This window comes from Clostridium sp. N3C, assembly GCF_900095445.1.
In the GTDB taxonomy this organism is placed as follows: domain Bacteria; phylum Bacillota; class Clostridia; order Clostridiales; family Clostridiaceae; genus Clostridium_AU.
Map to the genome: position 1 here is coordinate 1 of NZ_FMJL01000032.1, position 23,192 is coordinate 23,192.

Consider the following 23,192-nt stretch of genomic DNA (forward strand, 5'->3'; position numbering starts at 1 on the left):
CTTTCTTTTTGTTCCAACATAGGAACCCATTCCACCAGATACATTTATCACCTTATATCCTTGCTTTTCAAGTAATTTAACTGTTCTACTGCTTCTACCGCCAGATTGGCACATAATATAATAGGTTTTATCTTTAGTTAAATATTTTTCTGGACTTTCCAATAAATTTCCCATAGGTATATTTTTCGCTGTCTTTATTGTTCCGTTTTTATACTCAAAAGGTTCTCTTATATCTATTAAATCGATTTTACCAATTAGGTTATCCAAGTCATTTACATTAATAACCTGACTATTATCTCTTTTCAAAAATTCAAACACTTTAATTTCCTCCTTCAATTATCACCATAGATTCTTGTTCCTTCATCTTAAGTTTAATTATAGTGATTTTCATAATTTTATCTGTGACCTAATCACATAAATATGGTTAGTGATATAGGTACTTTTTATCCTAGGGGTAAAGAAAAAAGCTCACTAAGGCATTAACACCTAGTAAGCTTTACATTTTCAATTATATTTTCTAAACTTATAACCCAATAATCTCGTCTACTATTACATCAATATCCTTATTACTTGTATCAATCTTTATTGATTGCAGTTTATTATAGCATGGAATTCTCTCAACACTTCTATTAATTATGTCCAGCGTTCTTAATCCTAAAGCAATATCCTTTTCTAATCTCTTTCTTAAGCTTTCTTCATCACATATCAAAGAAATTACTTTTACCTCACAGTCTGTCTTATGTATATTAGCTAAAATAGTATCAATTATTTCTTGCTCATGCATTACCCAGCAGAAAACAACATTGTCATATGCAGAGCAATTTATGAACTGATTTAACATGAAGCATATGTTACCCATTACCATTCTTTTTGATTCTTCAGTAACCATGAATGGATGAGCATCCCAGCACCAATCTCCATCTAGAAATACACAATTGTCCAATTTTAATTTTAGTTGCTGGCACACAGTGGTTTTTCCAACGCCCATGGTGCCGCCGATAAGATAAATTGTCTTCATTGATTCATCTCCTAACATACAAGCAAAATCTTCCTTGCTAATTTTTTCCCCTGATAGTACTTCATTCACCGAAACATCAAGTTCTTTACATAATGGTAGTAATAATTAAACATCAGGAAAGCCCTTACCCGTTTCCCACTTTTTCAACACATAGATAAATTAAATATCCTGGATACTCTTTTCCTATATCAATTTCAGACTGTCTTCATGATGGTCTAGTTCTATTTAGTCCATTAGAATTATTAATCTCATCCTGATTAGTTATCCCTCTAGCCTTCGCCTCATCCACCGCTTTATTAAATAAATCTATATTTTTATATTACTGGTTTCATTATGTACCAGAAGCTACTCTTCTCCAACAAAGTAAGTATAATAATCATCTACTTATATGCAGAACTTGGATATTCTCGAATTTTATAATTCAATCCCATAATAATATCTAATCATTTCCTGTTGCACATGAATTGGAATATAGATATCTCCTGTGAAAATAGCTTTTCCTTTGTAACTATTGCCTTTTAAGTATGTTTTCTCCTGTATTATTAGACGTGTCTCGGCATAATATCTAAATACTTCTGCCTGAAAAGCACTAAGTCCTTTTCCTACATTCGGTTCAAAAGTCAAAATAGAAAAATAGTAATTTTCTCCAAATTTATCTTTAGAAGTAATATACTCCTTCATCGCTGGATACTCTTCTTTCTCAAGCTCGATAATATGTTCTTTTAGTCTCTTAGCTAAATTTGTAGTTTGACCTATTCTTAGCAAGGTTCCATCTCTATCACATATTCCATATACACCACTAACTTCGGAATAATTCTCTAACTCTTCCATGGACCTCAGAGGTATATCAACTCTTTTTATCTCGATCTCATTATTTTTAAGAGCCAATAAGTCACCGAGAACCTTCGAAAAATTGCATTTATGAGTAGTTTCACCTGGCCTAGACCAAGAGAGGCCAGCAAATAGAGCGGCTTCTAGTAGCATGGAATCTGATATCCCAAATACACTCCCTAGATTGCGTCTAAATATCTCCACTTGTTTCCATATGTATGCGAACTGGAACTCATCAATTTCCATTATACTGTTTACAACACTAGCTCTCTTTTTCATAGCGGTATTAACTTGATAGTATGTATCTTTTTGAAATTCATTGTTGTCTTCCTTTAAGTCTTCTATAGCAACTCCTAAAGCTGTAGCGATTTTTTTTAATGTTGTCGGAAAGGGGCGTGCTAGTTCAGAAGTCTCGATCTTGTTAAGCGTAACTACTGATATTCCTGCTACTTCTGCTAATTCATATTGTGTAAGGCCTCTTTCTTGTCTTAATTCTATTATTTTTTTCCTATTAACCATATAACCGCTCCTCAATTTCATTTTTATTTAATTGTTACATTTTTATTTCATTTTATTACACAAAAAGTTTTTTCGCAATATTAATTTCATTTTTATTTCATTTTTTCATTTTTATTTTTTCGCAAAAATAATACCCCCACAATTTAAGGCTGGAGAGATATAAAAATCAACTTAAGCTATATTATCCATTTACACCTAAAGTTAAATGTGATAGCATCTAAGTAAAAGGCAAATCATGGAGATTTTCGTAAAAAATTTAAACTTGAAACATAAGGAAGGCGTTATTATGAATCTAACTACAATTGCTAGAGATTTTGATTATGAGCTTCCACTCTTTTATAAAGAAAAGCATTCTTTTAACAATATAGAAGCGTTGGATTCTCGATTTTGTGTTGTTTTAATTACAAATGGAACTGGTGTATTAACAGTAAATCAAAATAAATTTATCTTTCGGGCACCCTGTGTGCTTTGTATTAATGAAAAAGAGCATATGGTAATAGAGGAACAGTCTGATTTTGACTTTCAGATAATTTACTTTCATCCCTCTGTCATTAATAGTGCATTGAATTTTGAAACCATTAGAAATCTTCCTGAAAATGCACCGATTACTTTATATCAAGATAGTTATTGGAATAAGTTCTTTCTAACACGATCAGAAAATTATCATGGTATTATTTCTATTGGGCCAATGACTATGAAAAGATTGACCTTGTTATATGCAAATCTAAACAATGAAATTTCAAATCAAAATAGGGAAAATTGGCCTTGCAGAAGTCGATCTTACTTTTTGGAAATTCTTTTTACCATTGATAATGTGTCTATTGAAGAGATTTCCTTAGAAGAGCCTTTGCTTCTTCAGGTGAACGAGGATTTTGCTCCAATACTGCTTTACCTATACAATAATTATGATCAGAAAATAACAGTGGAGGACATTACCACAAAATTTAATATTAATAGAACCACCCTATCGAAAATGTTTCGTGATAATGTAAATGATACTTTTATTTCATTTTTAAACAAGCTAAGGATTTCAATAGCGGCACAGCTTCTCAGAGATACTAAGCTTCCTATCTCAGAAATAATGTATCGGGTAGGTATGAATGATAGTGTGCATTTTCTAAGAACTTTTAAAAAATATACTGAACTGTCACCATCAGAGTACAGGAAAAAATATTGCTGGATGTAATATAGATTGATAATTAACATAGTAATGCTGATGATTCACAATTATATTCCCTCTTTACCTTTGCTATTCTTATAACTGTAAAGAAAATATAAAGAAAGAGGGATATAAATGAAAAGAAAGAAATTAATGAAAGGAATCATCCTACCATGCCTATGTCTTTTCCTTATGACAGCTTGTAGTAATAAAGCTAATGATAATGCTAATAAAGAAAACAGTAAAGGTTGGCAAATAGTTAAAAAAGTTCCAATTACTCATAAAGCAAATAAAGTAGCTTTTTATAACCTTGATTATGGTATTACCGTTGGTTATAATGGAGAAATCCATTATACAACTGATCAAGGAGAAACATGGCCACGAGCAGAAAATCAGTCACATTGCCAATTTGGGGCTGAAATAGTAAATGAAAAAGTGTCCTATTCCGTCGGTAACCACAAGCACTTAGTTAAAACCGTTGATGGTGGTAAGACCTGGTCTAGAATAACTGATTTTGGTGGTGCTACTCCAAACCAATGCCAAATGGTTAGCTTTATTAACGAAAAGGTAGGTATGATTGCTAGTCAAGTTCAACTAGCCTTTACAAAGGATGGGGGAGCTACTTGGGTAGAGCAAAAAGCTCCAAGTAAGATTATGTCAATTTATATGGTCAATGAAACAGATGCTTATTTAGTTGGATTGGATAAGAAGCTATATGTAACCAAGGATGCGGGAGTTACATGGAAAAATGTTGCCTTTGATATTGAAGGATTTGAAGATGAAAATACTTTTTCCACACCACAAGCTTGTACCTTAACAATATCAGAGGATGGCAAAGGACAATTCCTGTACTTAGCAAAAGGCGGAGTATTAAGATGTTTTGAAACAGAGGATGGCTTTGCCACAGTAAGTAAAACTTGTGAACTTAATTTCTCCGAGAAAATGTCTAGTTCCAATAAGATGTATTTATCCCGAGATGGTAAGTATCTAACCTTGCAATCAATACTATGCGATGAGGCCTTAATTTTAACCTATGCTGAGTAAATTCACTAAATAAATTTCGTTATAAGCAAATCATGGCTACCCGTAAAACGGGTAGCATGCTCTAACCCAATAAGTTCATGTTAATGGCCGTATCTAAAGACACGTTGAATAGTCCGTCAATCGCATATTTTTTTCAGTCTGCCCCTAAAGGGCCTATTTATTTCTTGCCTTTGTTTTCTGACTCACCGTAAAGGGGTCAATAAATTCCTTTAAACTTATTTTATATTTAAGATTTGCGTGTCTATCGAACATCATAAGAGAACTTTTTTCCTTCAAATATCCCATAAATTGTGATACGCTCAACTTTTGTGCAAATATTATATGTTTTTGAAAAAACTTTTCAATGGAATATTATTCTGTTATTTTAATGGTATCAAGTGCATATCTTCCATCAGAACGCATACCTTCAATGCTAAGCTTTATACCTGGTTTTCCCGTTGATGGATCAATAATTGCCACGCACAAAGTATATGTTCCTGCCTTCAAATTCTTAGGAATATCAATGCTCTGTTCTGTTTTTGTAACCCCTGGGAGCCATTTTGTAATATCTTCTGAGGTTATTGTTTGGGCTACTATATTACCATTGCTGTCAGCAAGGGACAGTTCTAATGGCCATTTATAGTAGAATGGAGCTACCCCTTTGTTATTCCACTGCATTTTTATATTTAATTTGCTTCCAACCTTTGCATTCCTATCATGGGTAACAGATTCCAGTACAAAATTATAACCCATAATATTTAGTAATGCATCTATGTTACATTGATAACTCTCTGAATCAGTCTTTAGATAATCTGCTGGTGAACAAGGTCCTAACCATGATGTATGGCTAGCTCTTATTTGACGAATGGTCTCCATAATTGTATCATCACTGATATACAGTTTTGCATTTCCATTTGCAAATTCACCGCCAGAGTAGTTGCTTTTCCAAAAGTCTGGCATAGCTGAAGCCTTTTGAGCCTCTTTGGCATTAGAAAATCCGGAAGCCGCATCCACATAGGATCCAATTTCATCCCAGCCATTTACAGTCCAATCTATGAACTCGTCAGTGCTGTCCTTCATACCAAATACATCATTAAATAAACCTAAATTTTTATTTTTTGCAATAGGAAAAGGTTTTCTCATTCCCATCTTAACATTTTTAAAGTTGTCTATATAGTGTTGAACATACTTGTCAGAAACACTTAAGTTTGGGAATTTTCCTGAAACCTTCTCAGGCCAATTATGAAATTCTGCCCAGTGTCCAAGACTTCCAATTTGAACAAAGGCTATAATAGAAGGATCATCGTATCTTTTAGCTAATGCTTTTATTGCCTTCTCATGGGCAGCAATAAGAGTAGGACTATTATAATTTGGCGCAAATCCCGCACCAATTTCCGGGCTATTATACCATTTACCACCCTGCTCACCATTATAATTTTCTTTTACAAGCTTATCATACAACCATTTTGGTATATCCATATGATTAGGGTCCTTGGTAGGGTTATCCATCACAAATCTTAGATTTAATTTAACACCCTTTTTACGCCAATAATCAAAATTATATTTCTTTTCTACCCCTTCGAAATCATATTTTCCTTCAACAGGTTCTAGCTCACTCCACTTAATATCAAAGTATGCCATTTTCACTTCTTGGGTCTTTGACTCGTCTCTATTGCCATTACTTGCCCATGCAACCCAACCCTTATATGGGTTTGCCTTTGGAGTGTAATCTTCTACAGGATAAAATGTATTTTCTTCAGCCTTGGTTTTCCATACGCTAGTTACTTTTAACTTTTCTCCATTTTGAGGAAGTCTATGTTTGCTCTTTCCTAAATAAGCAATACTTATTTGGCCAGCAGCAGGATTTCCAATTTGGGAAAGTTTAAGCTGCATTGTTACCGCATTATCTTGATAGTCCATATATACCGCTGATTTTTTGCTACTATCAAGCTTATTATTTCCTATGACAGGATACACATAGTTTCCTTTTACTACATATTCAATACCGGAATAATTTCCGTATTGATATCCGCCCTCTTTTACATCCAGATAATACTCATTCTGTGTATTCAATTTACTTCCTTCTACTATGGTGTATAACTTATTAGCGTCCTGGGCTACTGACAATTTTAAGGTGCTAGTACCGTCAGAACCCTTTCCAGTAATGCTATTCCATTCATTTGTTTTTCCATCCTCATCAATATCATTATCAGCAAAATCCATCACCTTTGCATAAGGTAGATTAACCCATATTTTTGGTGCAAAACCAGTATCATCCTTCAACCCCATGGAAATATGCAAATCCTTTTTCGCTGAAGCAAAGTAGCTCAAATTGATGGACAATTCAAGGCATTGGGTTCCATTGCTATCTTTTACAGCTGAACCTGTCTTTACACCAGTATTTTCCCATTTCCAATCAGGACCAACATATTTGTACATTTTCCAATCACCGTTTTTATCGGACATAAGCATATACTCAGCTCCTGCCCCATTATCTCCGTACTGTCCCCAGTTTTTGTAGCCCGTGGATGTATCATTATCAGTATTAATGTAAATATAGTTATCCTTTCCGTTTAGTGATTTTCCTAGAGCCATTATGTATAATTTTTCATTATCTTTAAAAGCATACAATTCTTTTAGGTTACCCTGACCATCTGCTATCTTAAGATTGGTCCATTCATTTGAAGCATTAACCCCGTCAATTGTTATCTTAGGCTTATTTACAAATGAACTATTATTGCTTGTGCTACTTGAAGCCTTACCCTGTTTGCCAGTACTCTGTTTTTCGCCACTCAGTGTCAGTGCTTTAATACTGTTTGCTGCATTGTTTGCGGCACTTGAACCTTTACTATATGAAAAAACTATTGTACCTACCACTAGTAAAGATATAGCAAGAATAAAACTAACTACTTTTTTCAAGCAAATACCCCCTTATTATTGCTTAATTGTTTTAATTCCCCATGAATAGGACTGTGTTCCTTTTAATCGTTAATCTATCCTCCTCTCTTGCTCTCATTATCATTTTTACTGAATTCTTTCGAAGTACTTGTCCAATTTTCATGTACCCCTTCTTCCATTAGTTTTACGTTACCTATTGATCTTCATCGCAATCGTTTACTATAAATTTTTATTTTGATTATAACATCCAATAAATGTAATGTGAATCACTGTTTACCATATATTAACATTTTTCATTAAATGCTAATATTTATATCTTTTTTATTTGAGCCCCATGTAAAAAGCCGGTAAGGAAATCTGTGTAATTCTCCTCCCGGCTTTTTATCTTGAATTTTTTATTCAGTTGTAAACAGAACTATTTAACATTTCCTTTTACCTTCTTTTCTTAGCTTGGTAATTATACATAACCATTTCCTAACATCATAATCACTTTGTTGATATTGCAAGATACATTGATAAAACCATACTCATCAAATCTTTTACATATAGCCTATGTTTCAAGCCAAGAATCAAATTATTAATTTACTTGATATAACCTCCCACTTATCATTGGTTCCGCTCTTTTTATTAATACCACAGTATCCCCATGTATATAACCTTATTTCGTATTAATATTCACGAACAACATTTCTTTATATTTAAAACCAATTAATTCTGGATATTTTTTAATTAAATCAGGTGAAAGATAAAATGATATTACCAACTCATTCTTTTGATACTACTGGCGGATAGATTCTTCCCAAAAATCAAATTTTTATATACTCCAAATGAAAAAGGTCACTAATCAATTAGCTTGTAATAATAATCTTTTTCCTCGTCATATATGTAACCATTGGATAGTAACGCTTTAATAGATGGTAGGTTCTCTTTGTCTGGTTGTACGATAATCTGTTTTCCTTCTTCTTTTTCCTTTATAGTATCAGTCAATAAACTTATAATAGTCTTTCCATATCCTTTTCCTAAATAAGCTTCATTACCTATCAAGTAGTCAATGGAAAAGGTATGATTTTTTTCAGTAACCTTATACCAATCCTCTATATCATTAGCATCAAAGCAATCATAATATTGACAAAAACCAATAGGTGTATTTTCATCCATGACGATAAAATGGTGGATCCATGAGTATATTCCATTTCGATTATTAATTTCTGTAAGCCCATCCTCTGGATGGTGATACCATTTTAAGATATATTCTTTCTTTAGCCATGTTGTAACCAAGATTATATCTTCATCTTTTATCGGTCTTAAGGCTATTTTTCTCATGATCTCCTCCATTTATAAATTGCTTTTCTCATAATTTACCTTTAATTTCTCTCTACATTATAATAAATGTATTGGCAATTATCCAAATTAATTTAGTGGCTTATATATAGTAAGTTTAATGTAATCTTCCAATATCTTGTTATAACTCATGTTTCGCCAAACGGCTTAAAGCAATTTCCTCCCACTTAGTACCAGCCTTCCCGTAATTGCAGTAAGGATCTATTGAAATTCCTCCCCTTGGAGTAAACTTCCCCTGTACTTCTATGTACTTTGGATCTAATAGTTTTATCAAATCCTTCATAATCACATTTACACAATTCTCATGGAAATCGCCATGATTTCTAAAGCTAAATAAATAAAGCTTTAGGGATTTACTTTCAACCAATTTTTTATCTGGCACATAGGCAATAGTAATAGTAGCAAAATCCGGCTGACCAGTAATGGGGCATATAGATGTAAATTCAGGACAATTGAACTTTACAAAGTAATCATATTCTGGATGTCTGTTATCAAAGGCTTCTAGTACCTCTGGATTATAATCCAGTACATATTTGGTTTCTTTCTGTCCTAGCAAAGTTATTCCAGCTATTTTTTCACTCATAACTATTTACCTCCTTTATATCTAAATCTTTTATCCCATTCATTTCAAAGGCTTTGGCTCTATCAATGCAGGTTCCACAAACACCGCAAGGTCTCTCCCCGCCCTCATAACAGCTCCAGGTCATTTGGTAGGGCACCTTTAACTCTAGTCCCTTTTTCACAATGTCTCCTTTTGTTAAAGAAATAAAGGGAGCTTCTATATGTAGCTGCCTTCCACTTCCTTCATAAATAGCTTCATTCATAGCTTTATAAAAAGATACACTGCAATCAGGATAGGCATTGCCAGCTGCATCATCCTTATGGGCTCCGTAATAAACTACACTACAACCCTTTGAAAGAGCAATGCTGGCAGCACTAGATAAAAACAGGCCATTTCTAAAGGGTACATATGTTGACACTGGCTTTCCATGAGTTTCTTTTAGCTGACTAAAATAATCCCCTTTTGGTATTTCATCCTTTGATTGCTGCAGTAGGCAACATTCACTATGCTCAAAAATTTTAGCTAAATCCAAGCTGATATGCTCCACACCATAAAACTCTGCTATTTTTTCAGAAGCCTCCAACTCTTTTACATGCTTTTGTCCATAAAAAATAGATAGAGCAATTACATTTTCTCTTCCATATTTATCAACTGCCAAAGCAAGGCAGGTGGTACTATCAACACCGCCACTAAATAAAACTAATGCTTTCATAATCTACTCAACCTTTCTAAATATTTATTTTGAATCATTGATTATTTCAAGGCCATTCTTAAGCTAGGATCTCTTTTAAAACGGCCCCGTAAGGTAAGGGTCTCTGTCTTGGCTGAGGTCTTCTTAATACCTCTAGCTGTCATACAACTATGGTATCCTTCTATAAAAACCGCCACATCTTCAGAGCCTGTTATATCTTGTATAATTTCAGCTATATCAGAACCAATTCTTTCTTGTAGCTGCAATCGCTTTGACACCATGTCCACAATTCTAGCAATTTTACTAAGGCCTATTACTTTACCTTTTGGAACATAAGCCACTGACACCTTCATGTCATACATAAGGGCTAAATGATGCTCGCAATAACTAAAGGCTTCAATGTCCTTTACTACAACTAAATCTTGGTTTTCCTCTACAAATTCTAAATCTTCTTCAAAGGTTTTCTTAAACATCTGGGCAATTTCTCGATTACTGTAATTCATGCCCTCAAACACTTCTTCATACATATGGGCTACTCGCTTTGGAGTATCCTTTAGGCCTTCACGGTCTGGATTATCTCCTAGGGCTTTTATAATACCTCTTATATGTTTCTCAATAGCTTCTGTGTCAATAGCCATTTTTCTCCCCCTTCCTAAAAGCTTCTACACTCCTCTTTCATTAGGTCCCCAAATGATTTTGTGCGTTTGCAATTGCATAGCTACATTATTCATTCCATACTCAATTAAATAATCAGCAATTTCAGCTAATTGGATTTTCCCATAAACAGGACTAATAAGCACATGGCATCTACTGGTCAAATCATACTCATAAATAACTTCCCTGGTCCGATTTAAATCCTCCCTATTTCCTACCACAAATTTAACAGCGTCTTTTTTCCTAAGTATTTGAAAATTAGAAGCTAACATTTTATCTTCCATGAAGCTACTGGGTAACTTATAGTCCATAGTAAAGGATGGGGCATTGGGTATGTTAGCAAAAGGACTTAAGTCTATGCTTCCATTGGTTTCAATCTCAACATGGATGTCCTGATTAGTGGAAAGCAGTTTAAGAAGCTGTCCTATATCAGGGACAAGTAATGGTTCCCCTCCAGTTAAGGTCACGTTTTTTATGCCAGACTCTTTAATATACTCATAGATTTCCTCTTCTGTCATAAGGCTAAATGGCGCATCTTTCTCATTGGCCCAGGTGGTATCACAATAGGAACAGGATAGATTACAGCCATGAAAGCGGATAAATACTGCTGGTTGCCCTGCTAATATACCTTCTCCATTAAGGCTTATAAATTTTTCTACTACTTTGTAATTTGCCACTTTCTACCTCCATCTTATGTAGCCCATTTTAAACTTCATAGGTAGCACAATTGTTGGGCGTTTCATAAACAGTAGCAGCTTTCACTTCATAACCTTTTTGCGCCATCCTATGAAAAAAGTATTTTGCCAGATTTTCCGCCGTTGGTCTAAAATCCAGTTCAACTATTTTAAATCCTTCACCTTTCAAAGCCTTAAGGGTTTCCACTTTCAAGGTATCCTTCTCAATGATTAGCATATGATCAAAATAATCTACCTCTTCTTTTAAGTCCTGCTTTAACTGACCAAAATCCACCACCATACCACTTTCTTGACCATTGTCTTGTAAAGTTAAACTCTTTACTTCAATTAGAACCCTCCATCTATGTCCGTGTATATTACTGCACTTTCCTTCATAGCCAGCTAAGAAATGTGCTGCATCAAAGCTCTGTTCAGTTTTTAAAATGTACATATATCACAATCCTTTCTATAATTTTTAAAAAAGCCATGGGCAAGTATAGCAATTTCACGTTTGCACACCAGCCCATGGCTTTACTGTTTTTTAGCAAGGTTTCACCTTATTTATTGAATAGCAAACAAAAATAGGCATAAAACTATGCCTATTTTGCCTTAATATATTGATAAGAAAACTATATCAATATATGTATATTCAAAATTTAGCCCTAGTTTTGTTTAGAGACAGGATGGTGCAAACGAACTGTCTATATGAAATTTTAGTAAATTATATCATTTGATTCTTTATTATGTCAAGTTTCCTATATATCAAGCCTTAATACTAGTAAGAATAGTAACCATTAACTCTTAATCTTATCTGACATCATAATCACTGACAGCTCATCAAAAGAAATATTTGAATCAAATCTTCCAGTATGAACTTCAATCATCTGGAACCGATGAGCCACTTTCCCATTTGGAAACAGCTTGTCTACTTACTCCTGATTTTTTCCGCAAAACCTTCCTTAGTAAGATTGCTCATTTTTCGAATCATTGATATTTTTTCATTTTTTAGTTGCATTCCTTATTTTAAGGCACTTTTATTATCAATATAGTAACATATCAAGTGGAGCTAAACAAAAGTAAAGCCATTATAGTATGATCAATATTCATTCTTACTTTGCTTCTCCAATCATCAGATAATTTCTGACAGGAAAAAGCTCTGCCGAAATTCCAAAATCCATCTTTGTTTCTCATCTTCAGTAAAGTGGTCAACTCCTCTTCAAATTCTGTTTTGAAGGATGAAAATTTAGAGAGAAGAAAATATACCTTATAAAGCTGAGAAAAATTATTATTAAAACCTTGATTTAATACAACACTGGTATAGCCTATGGCTTCTCCATTATGATGAAGCCATTTTATGTAACATTCCTTTAAGTCATCACTGATTTCTGCTTCCATGTTTGCAAATAACTCTATAAGGTAGATTGAATTCAGTCCAATATAACTTCCGTCAATGTTACATCCTAATAACTCTTTCGATATCTTATTAGCTCTGTCCTTGCTATATTGGCCATCTGCAAAGGCTTCCTTCAAAATAGCATGCCAGCAGTTGAATACTTCCATATATTCCTTGCAACTTGAACCAAATATAGAAAGCTTGGAGGCTACAAATAAAGGTTGTGCTGGCCTGTACCATTTATTCTTTTCAAAACCATCGGGCCATTGAATTTCATTTTTCAATATCTTCTCCATGTAATCACATAGCTTATCTACTAAAAAATTTCCTCGTTGTAAATCTAACATTTTAATTTAATCAATAGCTCTTTCTGTGGTAGGAAATTTCAGCTTTTTCTTGGAGTTTTGGGTATGAAATCTTCCATATCCACCGTCATCAAGCTGATTCTTTTTCAATAATTGAACCCACTTGCTGTTATAGAACTCTTCAAACAGCTCCCCTTCTATTTCTTCCTTTAATATTCTTTTTATTCTATATCTAACGGCAGCACAAGGAGATAATTCTTTAATTTGATCCAATACTTGAAATACACTCATTCAATCCTTCCTTTCTAGGGCTGCTTGCAAATCATCCGTAAATTGATGTTCTTTATTAAGGTATCATATTATTATGGCACTTTTCTTCATTTGTAGTTCTTGTCTTACATAACTCTTGTATATCATAATATTAGTTTCCATATGGAATAAAATCAAAAATAATTTCAAGGGCATTTTTCAAGTTACCTACTTCTATTTTTTCGCACACTTTTAAATAAATATTGCCTATCCTTTCTCTTTTTTCAACTTCTATTATACCAGTAGCAATTGTACTTTCATTGTACTTAATAAAAAGTTTCCCATCAATCAACTACCTTTGCTGAAGTTCTGAAAGCTTCCTATTACCGCTTGTCCAATTATATTTTCTAATCCATCAACACTTCTTTGAAACAAAGCAACATACCCAAAAGATCAATATCCCTACTTATAAATACCAACTAGCAACCAAGGAAAATTTTCCGGAGTGCAAAATTTATTAATTTTATGTTCCAATAACTCTAGCATGATTTTATATTGAAACTAAAGCTAAAAATTTATTTTTCTCGAACAGGAACCCAAATTTCGCTATATGCGTACCCTTCTTTCTGCTGATCCATTTTGGTAAAGGAAAAAGTCGGGGCATTGATTACTTCGTAGTTGGAAGAAGGAAGCCATTCTGAGTATACTTTCGCCATTGTTTGCTGTAGGGTAGAAGGAAATGGGCCTTCGTTTGGAAATACAGCCCAGGTACAGGCTTCTACTGGCACCTTTTCTAATAGATTACTTATATCATTTTCAGTAGTTAACACACCTATCATATGCGTTAAATATCCCTCTTCCCTTAAGAAATTGGTATCGGATTCATAAGAGGCATTGACAACCTCATAGGGTTCAATATTCTGAAGGGAATGCATCTCTTCTCTTTGCTCTTTTGTAATACTTTGAGCAAGCTTTACAATTTCGTTATTTACGCCTTCAAATTGCATTGGCACCCGTTTACTTACACCAACGATGTTAAATGCAGGCTTTTCTTCAATTCTAAATTCCATAGTATTTCCTCCTTTTACGGTTATTATGAATGATAGTTTGGGAAAGGATTTGCTTATACCTTTTCTTATTACATCGGAGGGTAAAAATCCACTCCATTTTTTAAATGCACGAGTAAAACCATCTATTGACTGGTAACCATATTTCAAAGCCACATCCGTTACTGTTTCTCCACGCAACAAATCCATACTGGCTTCTGACAGTCTTCGGTTTTTAATATACTCACTGAGGGTCATCCCTGAAAGATAATAAAATATCTTTCTAAAGTGATAGTCAGACACACCTGCGTATTCAGAAATTACTTCAAGAGACAACTCATCAGTTAAATGCTCTTCAATATAGTTAATGACCTGATTTAGTTCCTTTAGCATTGTATCCCTCCCTTCGTATCTACATGATATCAAAATCCCCTTATCAATGCTCGACTTTTTTAATATAAAAACTATCGAATTGCTTCTTTTGGACAATAAAAAATACCCTCCACATGTTCTTATAAACAGTACTAGAGGGTATAAATCTACTTAAAACTAAATTGGTTCAAATGTATTTAGAGCCTTTCTTATCTAAAACCTCTACCTGGCCCACCATGTCCTCTGTGCCCTCTGCCTGGTCCTCCAGGTCCTCCTGGTCGTCTTGGCCCACCCATTGGTGGTGGTCCCATTGGCCCATGATGAGGTGGTCTTGGCGGTCTTGGCCCTCTTGGTGGTCTTGGCCCTCTTGGCGGTCTATTATATCTGCGTCGACTAGATCCTCCACCAAATACGCTACCTAATATTATTAGTAAAATCAAAAGTCCAATTAGCTTTAAATACTCCATTATTATTCCCCCCTTCCCTTCAAATCTTCTACAGTAGATTGGTTATCTTTAGTGGTATTTGTACAGGGTTTAGCATCAAGGTATGCTTGTACCTCTTTTAGTTAAAAATTTTTTGATATTTCTACAAATATCGATTTTTAGATATAAGATAATTATACCCTTTTTTCCTTTTTATTATCAATAATATATATTGCATTATTTCAATAATAAAAATATAAAGTATAAATCCCATGAGCAAACTAAAGTTATTGGCTTTTACTTTGGATTTTACAAATGCACCTAAAGGTAGGTATAGGAGAACATTTGTAACTACAAGAAGTAAGTTATATGATATGTAATTCAAATAAACTTTCAGAGTAATTTTATGATATTTATCTTGTAGCTTTATGTGACAGAGGCTAAAATTAAAGGGGGCTAATAAAATATGAGGTATATTAACTATGGATCTATTTAAGAATCTTATCAACAATTTAAGCTATGTAATACTAATCGCTTTCATAATTTCTAACTTATCCGTATTTAAAAAAATTATACAAAAGGATGAGTTTAGAAGATTGGATTTAATCATTCTATCTTTAACCTTTGCTGTTTTTGGAATTATAGGTACCTATTCAGGCACAAATGTACAAGGCGCCATAGCCAATACAAGGATAATTGGAATAATGGCAGGTGGAATATTATGCGGCCCCTTTGTAGGTATATCCTCTGGTATTATAGCAGGATTTCACCGATTTGCTTACGATGTAGGTGGTATAACCTCCATTCCCTGTGCTATAGCCACAATTTTTTCAGGCTTTCTCTCGGCCTACATCTATAAAAAAGGTATAAAATATACAAAATCCTTCTATGGCTTAGTAGGTGGTTTTCTTATTGAAAGTATAGAGATGGTCCTCATACTTATAATTTCAAAGCCTTATTCTAGCGCTTTGGCAATTGTTAAAAGTATATATTTTCCAATGAGCTTTACCAATGCCTTTGGTATATGTATATTAATCATTCTTATTCAAAAGATTTTTAATGAGAAGGAACAAATAGCTGCAAAACAGTCTCAGCTTGCTCTTGAAATAGCTAACAAAACTCTTCCTTATTTTAGGGACATAAACAATGAATCTCTAACCACAATCTGCTCTATCATAAAGGAATCAACAGGAGCAGCAGCAGTAGCAATAACTGATAGAGAAGTAATTTCAGCACATGTTGGTCTTGGTTCAGACCACCACATAAGTGGTGAACCCATTCAAACCAACGCAACTAAGCAGGTTATACAGGATAAGCAAATACGAATATTAAACTCTTCAAAAGAAATATGCTGCTATAATAAGCTTTGTCCTTTAAAATCAGCAATAATAGCACCTCTCAAAGAAGGCGATGAGGTTATAGGAACATTGAAACTATATTACTCAAAGGAAAATAGAATAAGTTATACAAATGAAAAATTAGCTATTGGATTATCTCAGCTTATATCTACTCAGTTTGAAATGAGCAAAATAGGAAAACTTAAAGATATGGCTGCAAAGGCCGAAATCAAAGCACTGCAAGCACAAATAAATCCTCATTTTCTCTTTAATGCATTAAATACAATAGTATCCTTTATAAGATATGATCCAAATAGCGCAAGAGAATTAATGATTAATCTCTCCACATATTTAAGATATAATATAGAAGAAGCAAATACCTTTGTAGATATAAGTAAGGAGTTGGAGCAAGTTAAAGCCTATGTAGAGATAGAAAAAGCTCGATTTGGAGATAAGCTTAATGTGATATACGATATTGATAATACTCTTCAAATTAAAATTCCATCTTTAATAATACAGCCCTTGGTAGAAAACTCCATTAAGCATGGTATATTAAAAGGCTCTGGATATGGCACTGTAAAAATTACAGTTCAAAAATTCAACCAAAAGGATGCCTTGATTGTTATTGAGGACGATGGTATAGGCATCCCCCAGACCGTAATTGACAGTTTGCATAACGGAAGTATCAAAGAGAATAAAATAGGATTGTCAAATGTTAATAATAGATTGAAGTATATATACGGATCCGGTCTTAATATAGAACGGCTTACCACAGGAACAAGAATCAGCTTTATTCTTAATTGCAAAGAAGGGAGAACAACTGATGAATTGCATTATAGTAGATGATGAAATTCCTGCTATACAGGAATTACGATATTTTATAACTAATTTTAGTTCTATTAAGATATGTGGGGAATTTGATGACAGTATAAAGGCCCTTGAGTTTATACAAAGAAATTCTATTGATGTTATTTTTCTAGACATAAACATGCCAAAGCTTGATGGAATAACAATAAGTAGAGTAATAAATACCCTTAAGCAAAAACCTCTTATTGTTTTTATAAGCGCTTACAAGGACTATGCTCTAGAAGCCTTTGAGGTTGCTGCCTTTGATTATATCCTAAAGCCTTACTCTGAGGCCCGAATAACTGATACACTTAATAGACTAGAAGGCTGCACCACAGAAAAGTGTAGCAACAACAGGCTCACAATCTGGAAAGATCAGAAGCTTTACGTTATTAATACCAATGATATATACTACTGTAAAGCTCACGAACATGAAGTTTTTATATATACAAAATCCGATGAGTATAAAATAACTTCCAGCATAAGTGAGCTATATAAAAAACTCCCTCAGGACATATTTTTTAAATCTCATCGTTCTTATATAGTAAATATAGATAAAATTTCAGAAATAATTCCCTGGTTTAACAATACTTATATGCTTAGGTTACAGGGAATCGAAGCTGAGGTACCGGTAAGTCGTCAAAATATTTCTCAGTTTAAAAATTTAATGGGCATATAAGTTCATCTTATGTGCCTATTTTGTTATTTGGTGAATTATCTATATGTAAACCTATACATTTATTTTATAATGAATCTATAAAAATAATTTATAGGGGGATATAAAAATGGTATCATTCATTCTATCAATTGTCGCATTAATAGTTGGTTACTTTATCTATAGTAAGGTTGTAGAAAAAGCTTTCGGCGCTGACGACAACATCAAAACTCCAGCTATCAGGCTTGAAGATGGTGTTGACTATGTTGTAATGCCAGCTTGGAAGATTTTCTTAATTCAATTTTTAAATATAGCAGGAACCGGTCCAATCTTTGGTGCCATCGCAGGAGCATTGTGGGGACCAGTAGCCTTCCTTTGGATAGTGTTTGGTTCAATATTTGCTGGTGGAGTTCATGACTACTTATCAGGTATGCTTTCAGTAAGACATGATGGTGCAAGTATTCCTGAAGTTGTTGGAAAGTACCTTGGACCTGGCTTCAAAAACTTCATGCGAATCTTCTCAGTAGTCGTTCTTATACTTGTAGGTGTAGTATTTATTACAACTCCAGCAAACCTTTTAGCTTCTTTAACACCTAAAGCTCTTGATGCAAAGTTCTGGATTTATGTAATATTTGCTTACTATATATTAGCTACTATACTTCCTATAGATAAGATTATAGGTAAGATTTATCCAATATTCGGTATATGTCTTCTAATTATGGCTATAGGAGTATCTGGTGGAATAATTTTTGGTGGTTATAAAATTCCTGAAATTACTTTAGCTAATCTTCACCCAAACAAGCTTCCAATTTGGCCATTAATGTTTATTTCAATAGCTTGTGGTGCAATTTCCGGTTTCCACTCAACTCAATCTCCTTTAATGGCTAGATGTATAACTAGAGAAAAGCAAGGTAGAGCAATATTCTATGGAGCAATGATCGCAGAAGGTATCGTTGCATTAATCTGGGCTGCTGCTGCTATAGCTTTCTTTGGAAGCACTAAAGAATTAGGTGCTCAAATGACAGCTAATGGTGGACAAGGATGGGTAGTAAGCACAATATCAACCACTTTACTTGGTAAAGTTGGCGGAGCTCTTGCAATACTTGGTGTTGTTGCTTGTCCTGTAACTTCAGGAGATACAGCATTCAGAAGTGCTAGACTTACAATTGCAGACTTCTTAAACTTTAAGCAAGGATCACTTAAAAATAGACTTGCTGTAACTCTACCATTATTTGCAATCGGTTTTGCTTTAACTAGAATAAACTTCGATATAATTTGGAGATATTTTGCTTGGTCAAATCAAACTCTAGCTATGATAGTACTTTGGGCATCAGCTATGTATTTAGCTTTAAGAAAACAAATTCACTGGATAGCTACAGTACCTGCAACTTTTATGACTGCAGTATCCATAACTTATATACTTGCTGCTCCAGAAGGATTCCAGCTTTCATATTCAATAGCTTACCCAATAGGAATAGCTACTGCTATAATCGCACTTGCAATATTCTTAGTTGCAGTAAACAAGAAAATGGGAGCACAAAAGCCTGAAGTTAACGCTAAATAAATATAAGCAGGCTTTTCACAAAATTATAAGCCGCAGAGTATGAGTACTATACCTGCGGTCTTAATGTTATTTTTAGACTTAGTCATATTATGATAAAATAATATTGTTTATTAATCTTTATCTTATTATTCTAACTAGGGGTGAATATCAATGAATTATAAAGAAGTATTAAAAAATGCAAAAATCAATTTAAATGGAAGCTGTAGGGTTTGTCCTGTTTGTAATGGAAAAGCATGCGCTGGAGAAGTTCCAGGTATGGGTGGAAAAGGTACTGGAGAAGCCTTTACTATAAACGTTGAAGCTCTTAGCAAGTATAAGCTAAATATGAGAGTAATTCATAATGCTAATAATCCAGACACTTCTATTGAACTTTTTGGAAGAAAAATGAGAATACCTGTATTTGCAGCCCCTGTATCAGGTACAACTCTTAATATGGGCGGAAAGTTCACTGAACAGGAGTATATTTCCTGTGTAATCAATGGCTGTATTGATGCTGGAATTTATCCTATGGTTGGAGATACAGCAGTAGATTCCTTTCTTATAACAAATCTAGAAGAATTAAAAAAGGCTGATGGAAATGGAATTGCTATAATAAAACCTTGGAAAAATTCAGAAGTTGTTAGAAAGATTAAACTAGCCGAAGAAGCCGGTGCCTATGCAGTAGGTATGGATATTGATGCTGCCGGTCTTATAACTCTTGCCCTTCACGGAAAACCGGTTGGTCCAAAAACCTTAGAGGATATAAAGGAAATTGTTCAAAGTACAAAGCTTCCTTTCATTTTAAAGGGAATTATGACACCAGATGAAGCTGAGCTTGCTGCGGAAGCAGGCGTATCAGCCATAGTAGTATCAAACCATGGTGGAAGAGTTCTTGATCAAACTCCTGGTGTTGCTGATGTCCTTCCTAGAATAGCCGCTAAAGTTAAAGGAAAAGTAAAAATATTGGCTGACGGCGGAGTAAGAAACGGTGTTGATGTACTTAAAATGATCGCTCTAGGTGCAGATGCAGTACTTATAGGCAGACCCTTTGTTTCAGCCTCTTTCGGTGGACAAACTGAAGGTGTAAAGACTTATATAGATACAATAGCAGATGACCTAAAGGCCGCTATGATACTCACTGGTTGCAATTCTATTGATGAAATTAGTGATAGAGTACTCTTTAAATAAAACTTAAATAAAGAATCCATAAAAAGCGCTGTTCCTAGCCATGGAACTGCGCTTTTTTAGATCTCTACAATAAAGATATTATAGCTGCTATCATCCTTTTCCTCTTGCTTCATACTAAAAATATAACAACAACCACTATAACCCAGTTATATTAACTAGTATATAGCGGTTGTTTATAAGTCTATTAAATTCATTACACTGTGAACTTACTGATTATTTGTTCTATTTCTTCATTTCTTTCACTTAATACTTTCATGCTATCGTTTATAGTATTTACTTTTTGTACAATGACAGCTGACTGTTCAGCAATAAGACCTGTGCCAGCGGCACTCTCCAAAATAGTGGTACTTATTCCACTTATTGCCGTAGTAATCTGTTCTCCACTAGCTGCTAGCTCTTCAATAACTTTAACAAGAGCTTCTACATCAGCTCTGATATCATTAGCATCTTTACTATATGATTCACCTATATTAACCATATGTTTATAGTCATTAATTACTTGTCCATCTATAAACTCTATCAATTGGTTACTTCTTGCAGCTAAGTTTTCCACTGCTTCTATTACTGTTACTATTTTATTTTGTATTTGATCTACAGTTGCTTTTGACTGTTCAGCTAACTTTTTAATTTCATCAGCTACTACTGCAAAACCCTTGCCATGCTCTCCAGCCCTAGCAGCTTCAATGGATGCATTCAATGATAATAAGTTTGTGGTATTTGCTATTTCCGTAATTTCACCTGCTAAGCCTTTAATATCTTCAACCATCTTTGCCTTTTGTATAGCCTTATCAAGTTCTGTTTTACTTTCTCGATAGATTGTATTTGCCTTAAGAGTTGCCTCTATAGCCTCATTTTTAATACCTTCAGCTTTCACAGAAATTCCATCAATCATTTGAATTGAATTTTCAGTAATACCTACAATGTTGTTTAAATTATCTTTAACAGTAATCATTGAAGCGCTTACTTCTTCTGTTGTTGCGCTTGTTTCCTCCATGCTAGCAGATAGCTCTTCTACCGTTGCGCTTGTTTCCTCAGACTGATCTCGTAATTTAACAGTAGAATCACTTACATCTGTCACAACATCATGCAATTGTACTAATGAAATCTTTAATCCTTTTACGATGGATGCTAGTTGTTCTTTCATCCCCTCAATTGCCTTAGCTGTTGTTCCTATTACGTCGTTAGAGTTAACTAGCATTCTATCCACATTTACTGTCAAATCTCCCTCTGCAATTTGATTAACTTTTTCAGCTAATGTTAGTAGAATTTTCTTCATTACTACAAGAACCATGAATGCTACTATTCCTATTGCAATGGCAGATACAATAATTATAAAGATTGATAATTGATTTATAATAGGTTTAATTTCTTTTTCTACTATTTCGTAAGGTACTTCAATGGCAATTTTCCATGACGTTCCAGGAATCAATCTATAGTAGTAGATTGTTTCTACACCATCATGGTCTGCTCTAAATACACCTGTAGCACTTTTACGTATTTTATCCAGTACTGCAGTTTCTGTTAACTCCCCTACATTTTCTCTAATATTATCTTCTTCAGCTACTGTTACAGTCACTGTGGATACCGCATCTGTCTCATTAGTATCAGTAGTTGTCTGTATGGATTTCACTTCTTCATTCTTATTAGCTATTATCTGTCCATTATTACCTACTACGAAAATTCCTTCCTTACCTTCATATAGATTAATCTCTTTAATATGTGTATGCACATCTTGTAAAGAAACGTCTAATGCGATTACACCTACTATGTTCCCTTCTCCGTCAGTTAGTTTCTTTGAGAATGTAACTACCTCTTTTCCAGTAACTACATCATCATATGGATCCGATAAATAAATTTCCTCAGTTGTTAGCGCCTCTTTATACCATTCCATTTGTCTAATATCTATACTCTCATCTACCTGATAATCTGCTTTATTTGCTATCAGTGTATTATTTTCATATCCTACATAGATTAATATAACGTCATCATCTACTTTAAGGTTGTTAAGCTGACTTCTAACAGATTCCTCATCCTCTAGAGGTTTAATCATTTCACTTGCTATCTTCGTCTCTTTAAGTTTATAATCTACCCAATCATTTACTAAGGATGCTCCGGATACAACATCTATTTGCAACTGCTTCTCAACTTTCAATTCTGCCTGCTCTCTAATAGCGTTGATTACTACTAATGCAATGGTTCCTATAATAGCAATCTGTACTATCAAAAATGATATAAGTACTAGCTTTGTGAAGTTTAAAGTCTTTACCTTTTTGATTCTTGCCTTTATTGCACTTTTAATTTTATTCATGCGCTGCCTCCTGATATTTTTAGTCTAACTACATATCTATATCTCTAAATAGCTCCACAATTGTATATTTCAACGGCTCCTTCCATTTAAAGATTTCCATCATTGTTCTCATTAAATTTTGAAGCTCTTCCCCGATATTAATCCCTTTTAGTTGT

Annotated in this window: 23 protein-coding genes and 1 pseudogene; 6 read left to right on the plus strand and 18 right to left on the minus strand. The window is 34.0% G+C overall.

Annotation, left to right across the window (positions count from 1 at the left end):
- The 3 genes from N3C_RS09425 to N3C_RS09435 all read right to left on the minus strand — a co-directional run.
- A partial coding sequence (locus N3C_RS09425; RefSeq protein WP_074365784.1) for a rhodanese-like domain-containing protein occupies nucleotides 1-318 on the minus strand: 318 nt, incomplete at its 3' end.
- Between the two features lie 205 nt (nucleotides 319-523).
- Complete coding sequence (locus N3C_RS09430) at nucleotides 524-1,087, minus strand: AAA family ATPase (protein WP_306345593.1); 564 nt, start codon at nucleotides 1,085-1,087, stop codon at nucleotides 524-526.
- 345 nt (nucleotides 1,088-1,432) lie between these two features.
- Nucleotides 1,433-2,368, minus strand: a complete 936-nt coding sequence (locus tag N3C_RS09435; protein WP_074365786.1) for a helix-turn-helix domain-containing protein — start codon at nucleotides 2,366-2,368, stop codon at nucleotides 1,433-1,435.
- 286 nt (nucleotides 2,369-2,654) lie between these two features.
- Between N3C_RS09435 and N3C_RS09440 the strand changes: the two genes are divergently transcribed.
- Together N3C_RS09440 and N3C_RS09445 are read left to right on the plus strand one after the other, a co-directional pair.
- Nucleotides 2,655-3,554 (plus strand): AraC family transcriptional regulator, encoded by a 900-nt coding sequence (locus N3C_RS09440; RefSeq protein WP_074365787.1) that lies wholly within the window; start codon nucleotides 2,655-2,657, stop codon nucleotides 3,552-3,554.
- 108 nt (nucleotides 3,555-3,662) lie between these two features.
- Nucleotides 3,663-4,571, plus strand: a complete 909-nt coding sequence (locus N3C_RS09445) for a YCF48-related protein (protein WP_074365788.1) — start codon at nucleotides 3,663-3,665, stop codon at nucleotides 4,569-4,571.
- Between the two features lie 153 nt (nucleotides 4,572-4,724).
- Here the strand turns inward: N3C_RS09445 and N3C_RS14750 are convergent.
- The 14 genes and pseudogenes from N3C_RS14750 to N3C_RS09510 all read right to left on the minus strand — a co-directional run.
- Nucleotides 4,725-4,877 (minus strand): annotated as a pseudogene (locus N3C_RS14750) (IS200/IS605 family transposase); the annotation flags it as partial.
- Nucleotides 4,878-4,922: 45 nt separating this feature from the next.
- Complete coding sequence (locus N3C_RS09450) at nucleotides 4,923-7,469, minus strand: DUF4832 domain-containing protein (protein ID WP_074365789.1); 2,547 nt, start codon at nucleotides 7,467-7,469, stop codon at nucleotides 4,923-4,925.
- An 819-nt stretch (nucleotides 7,470-8,288) separates the two neighbouring features.
- Complete coding sequence (locus N3C_RS09455; protein ID WP_074365790.1) at nucleotides 8,289-8,771, minus strand: GNAT family N-acetyltransferase; 483 nt, start codon at nucleotides 8,769-8,771, stop codon at nucleotides 8,289-8,291.
- Between the two features lie 139 nt (nucleotides 8,772-8,910).
- Nucleotides 8,911-9,372, minus strand: coding sequence for a preQ(1) synthase (gene queF, locus N3C_RS09460; RefSeq protein WP_074365791.1), 462 nt, complete (start codon nucleotides 9,370-9,372; stop codon nucleotides 8,911-8,913).
- Nucleotides 9,365-10,063 carry a 7-cyano-7-deazaguanine synthase QueC gene (queC, locus tag N3C_RS09465; RefSeq protein WP_074365792.1) on the minus strand — a complete coding sequence of 233 codons (699 nt, stop codon included), beginning with the start codon at nucleotides 10,061-10,063 and terminating at the stop codon, nucleotides 9,365-9,367. Before queC ends, queF begins: the two co-directional genes overlap by 8 nt.
- A 41-nt stretch (nucleotides 10,064-10,104) precedes the next feature.
- On the minus strand, nucleotides 10,105-10,680 hold the full coding sequence (gene folE / locus N3C_RS09470; protein WP_074365793.1) for a GTP cyclohydrolase I FolE: 576 nt from the start codon (nucleotides 10,678-10,680) through the stop codon (nucleotides 10,105-10,107).
- Between the two features lie 24 nt (nucleotides 10,681-10,704).
- On the minus strand, nucleotides 10,705-11,373 hold the full coding sequence (gene queE / locus N3C_RS09475) for a putative 7-carboxy-7-deazaguanine synthase QueE (protein WP_074365794.1): 669 nt from the start codon (nucleotides 11,371-11,373) through the stop codon (nucleotides 10,705-10,707).
- A 28-nt stretch (nucleotides 11,374-11,401) separates the two neighbouring features.
- A complete protein-coding gene (gene queD, locus N3C_RS09480) occupies nucleotides 11,402-11,821 on the minus strand; it encodes a 6-carboxytetrahydropterin synthase QueD (protein ID WP_074365795.1) in 420 nt (139 codons plus the stop codon).
- Between the two features lie 425 nt (nucleotides 11,822-12,246).
- Nucleotides 12,247-12,321, minus strand: coding sequence for a helix-turn-helix domain-containing protein (locus tag N3C_RS15520; protein ID WP_373432805.1), 75 nt, complete (start codon nucleotides 12,319-12,321; stop codon nucleotides 12,247-12,249).
- 105 nt (nucleotides 12,322-12,426) lie between these two features.
- Nucleotides 12,427-13,110, minus strand: a complete 684-nt coding sequence (locus N3C_RS09490; RefSeq protein WP_143312650.1) for a hypothetical protein — start codon at nucleotides 13,108-13,110, stop codon at nucleotides 12,427-12,429.
- Between the two features lie 6 nt (nucleotides 13,111-13,116).
- On the minus strand, nucleotides 13,117-13,359 hold the full coding sequence (locus N3C_RS09495; protein WP_074365797.1) for a hypothetical protein: 243 nt from the start codon (nucleotides 13,357-13,359) through the stop codon (nucleotides 13,117-13,119).
- Nucleotides 13,360-13,489: 130 nt separating this feature from the next.
- Nucleotides 13,490-13,669 carry a hypothetical protein gene (locus tag N3C_RS09500; RefSeq protein ID WP_074365798.1) on the minus strand — a complete coding sequence of 60 codons (180 nt, stop codon included), beginning with the start codon at nucleotides 13,667-13,669 and terminating at the stop codon, nucleotides 13,490-13,492.
- 223 nt (nucleotides 13,670-13,892) lie between these two features.
- Complete coding sequence (locus tag N3C_RS09505; protein ID WP_074365799.1) at nucleotides 13,893-14,756, minus strand: AraC family transcriptional regulator; 864 nt, start codon at nucleotides 14,754-14,756, stop codon at nucleotides 13,893-13,895.
- 188 nt (nucleotides 14,757-14,944) lie between these two features.
- Nucleotides 14,945-15,202: a hypothetical protein gene (locus N3C_RS09510; protein WP_074365800.1), complete on the minus strand. Its 258-nt coding sequence runs from the start codon at nucleotides 15,200-15,202 to the stop codon at nucleotides 14,945-14,947.
- A 440-nt stretch (nucleotides 15,203-15,642) separates the two neighbouring features.
- On the opposite strand from N3C_RS09510, the gene N3C_RS09515 reads away from it, so the two are divergent.
- From N3C_RS09515 to N3C_RS09530, 4 genes are all read left to right on the plus strand, one after another.
- On the plus strand, nucleotides 15,643-17,343 hold the full coding sequence (locus N3C_RS09515) for a sensor histidine kinase (protein ID WP_074365801.1): 1,701 nt from the start codon (nucleotides 15,643-15,645) through the stop codon (nucleotides 17,341-17,343).
- Nucleotides 17,321-18,022 carry a LytR/AlgR family response regulator transcription factor gene (locus N3C_RS09520; RefSeq protein ID WP_074365802.1) on the plus strand — a complete coding sequence of 234 codons (702 nt, stop codon included), beginning with the start codon at nucleotides 17,321-17,323 and terminating at the stop codon, nucleotides 18,020-18,022. The genes N3C_RS09515 and N3C_RS09520 overlap by 23 nt, the downstream gene beginning before the upstream one ends.
- A 106-nt stretch (nucleotides 18,023-18,128) precedes the next feature.
- Nucleotides 18,129-19,562 carry a carbon starvation CstA family protein gene (locus N3C_RS09525; RefSeq protein ID WP_074365803.1) on the plus strand — a complete coding sequence of 478 codons (1,434 nt, stop codon included), beginning with the start codon at nucleotides 18,129-18,131 and terminating at the stop codon, nucleotides 19,560-19,562.
- A gap of 150 nt (nucleotides 19,563-19,712) precedes the next feature.
- Nucleotides 19,713-20,729, plus strand: coding sequence for an alpha-hydroxy-acid oxidizing protein (locus N3C_RS09530; protein ID WP_074365804.1), 1,017 nt, complete (start codon nucleotides 19,713-19,715; stop codon nucleotides 20,727-20,729).
- Between the two features lie 193 nt (nucleotides 20,730-20,922).
- Here N3C_RS09530 and N3C_RS09535 read toward each other — a convergent pair whose 3' ends face one another.
- Complete coding sequence (locus N3C_RS09535; protein WP_074365805.1) at nucleotides 20,923-23,037, minus strand: methyl-accepting chemotaxis protein; 2,115 nt, start codon at nucleotides 23,035-23,037, stop codon at nucleotides 20,923-20,925.
- Between the last annotated feature and the right edge of the window lie 155 nt (nucleotides 23,038-23,192).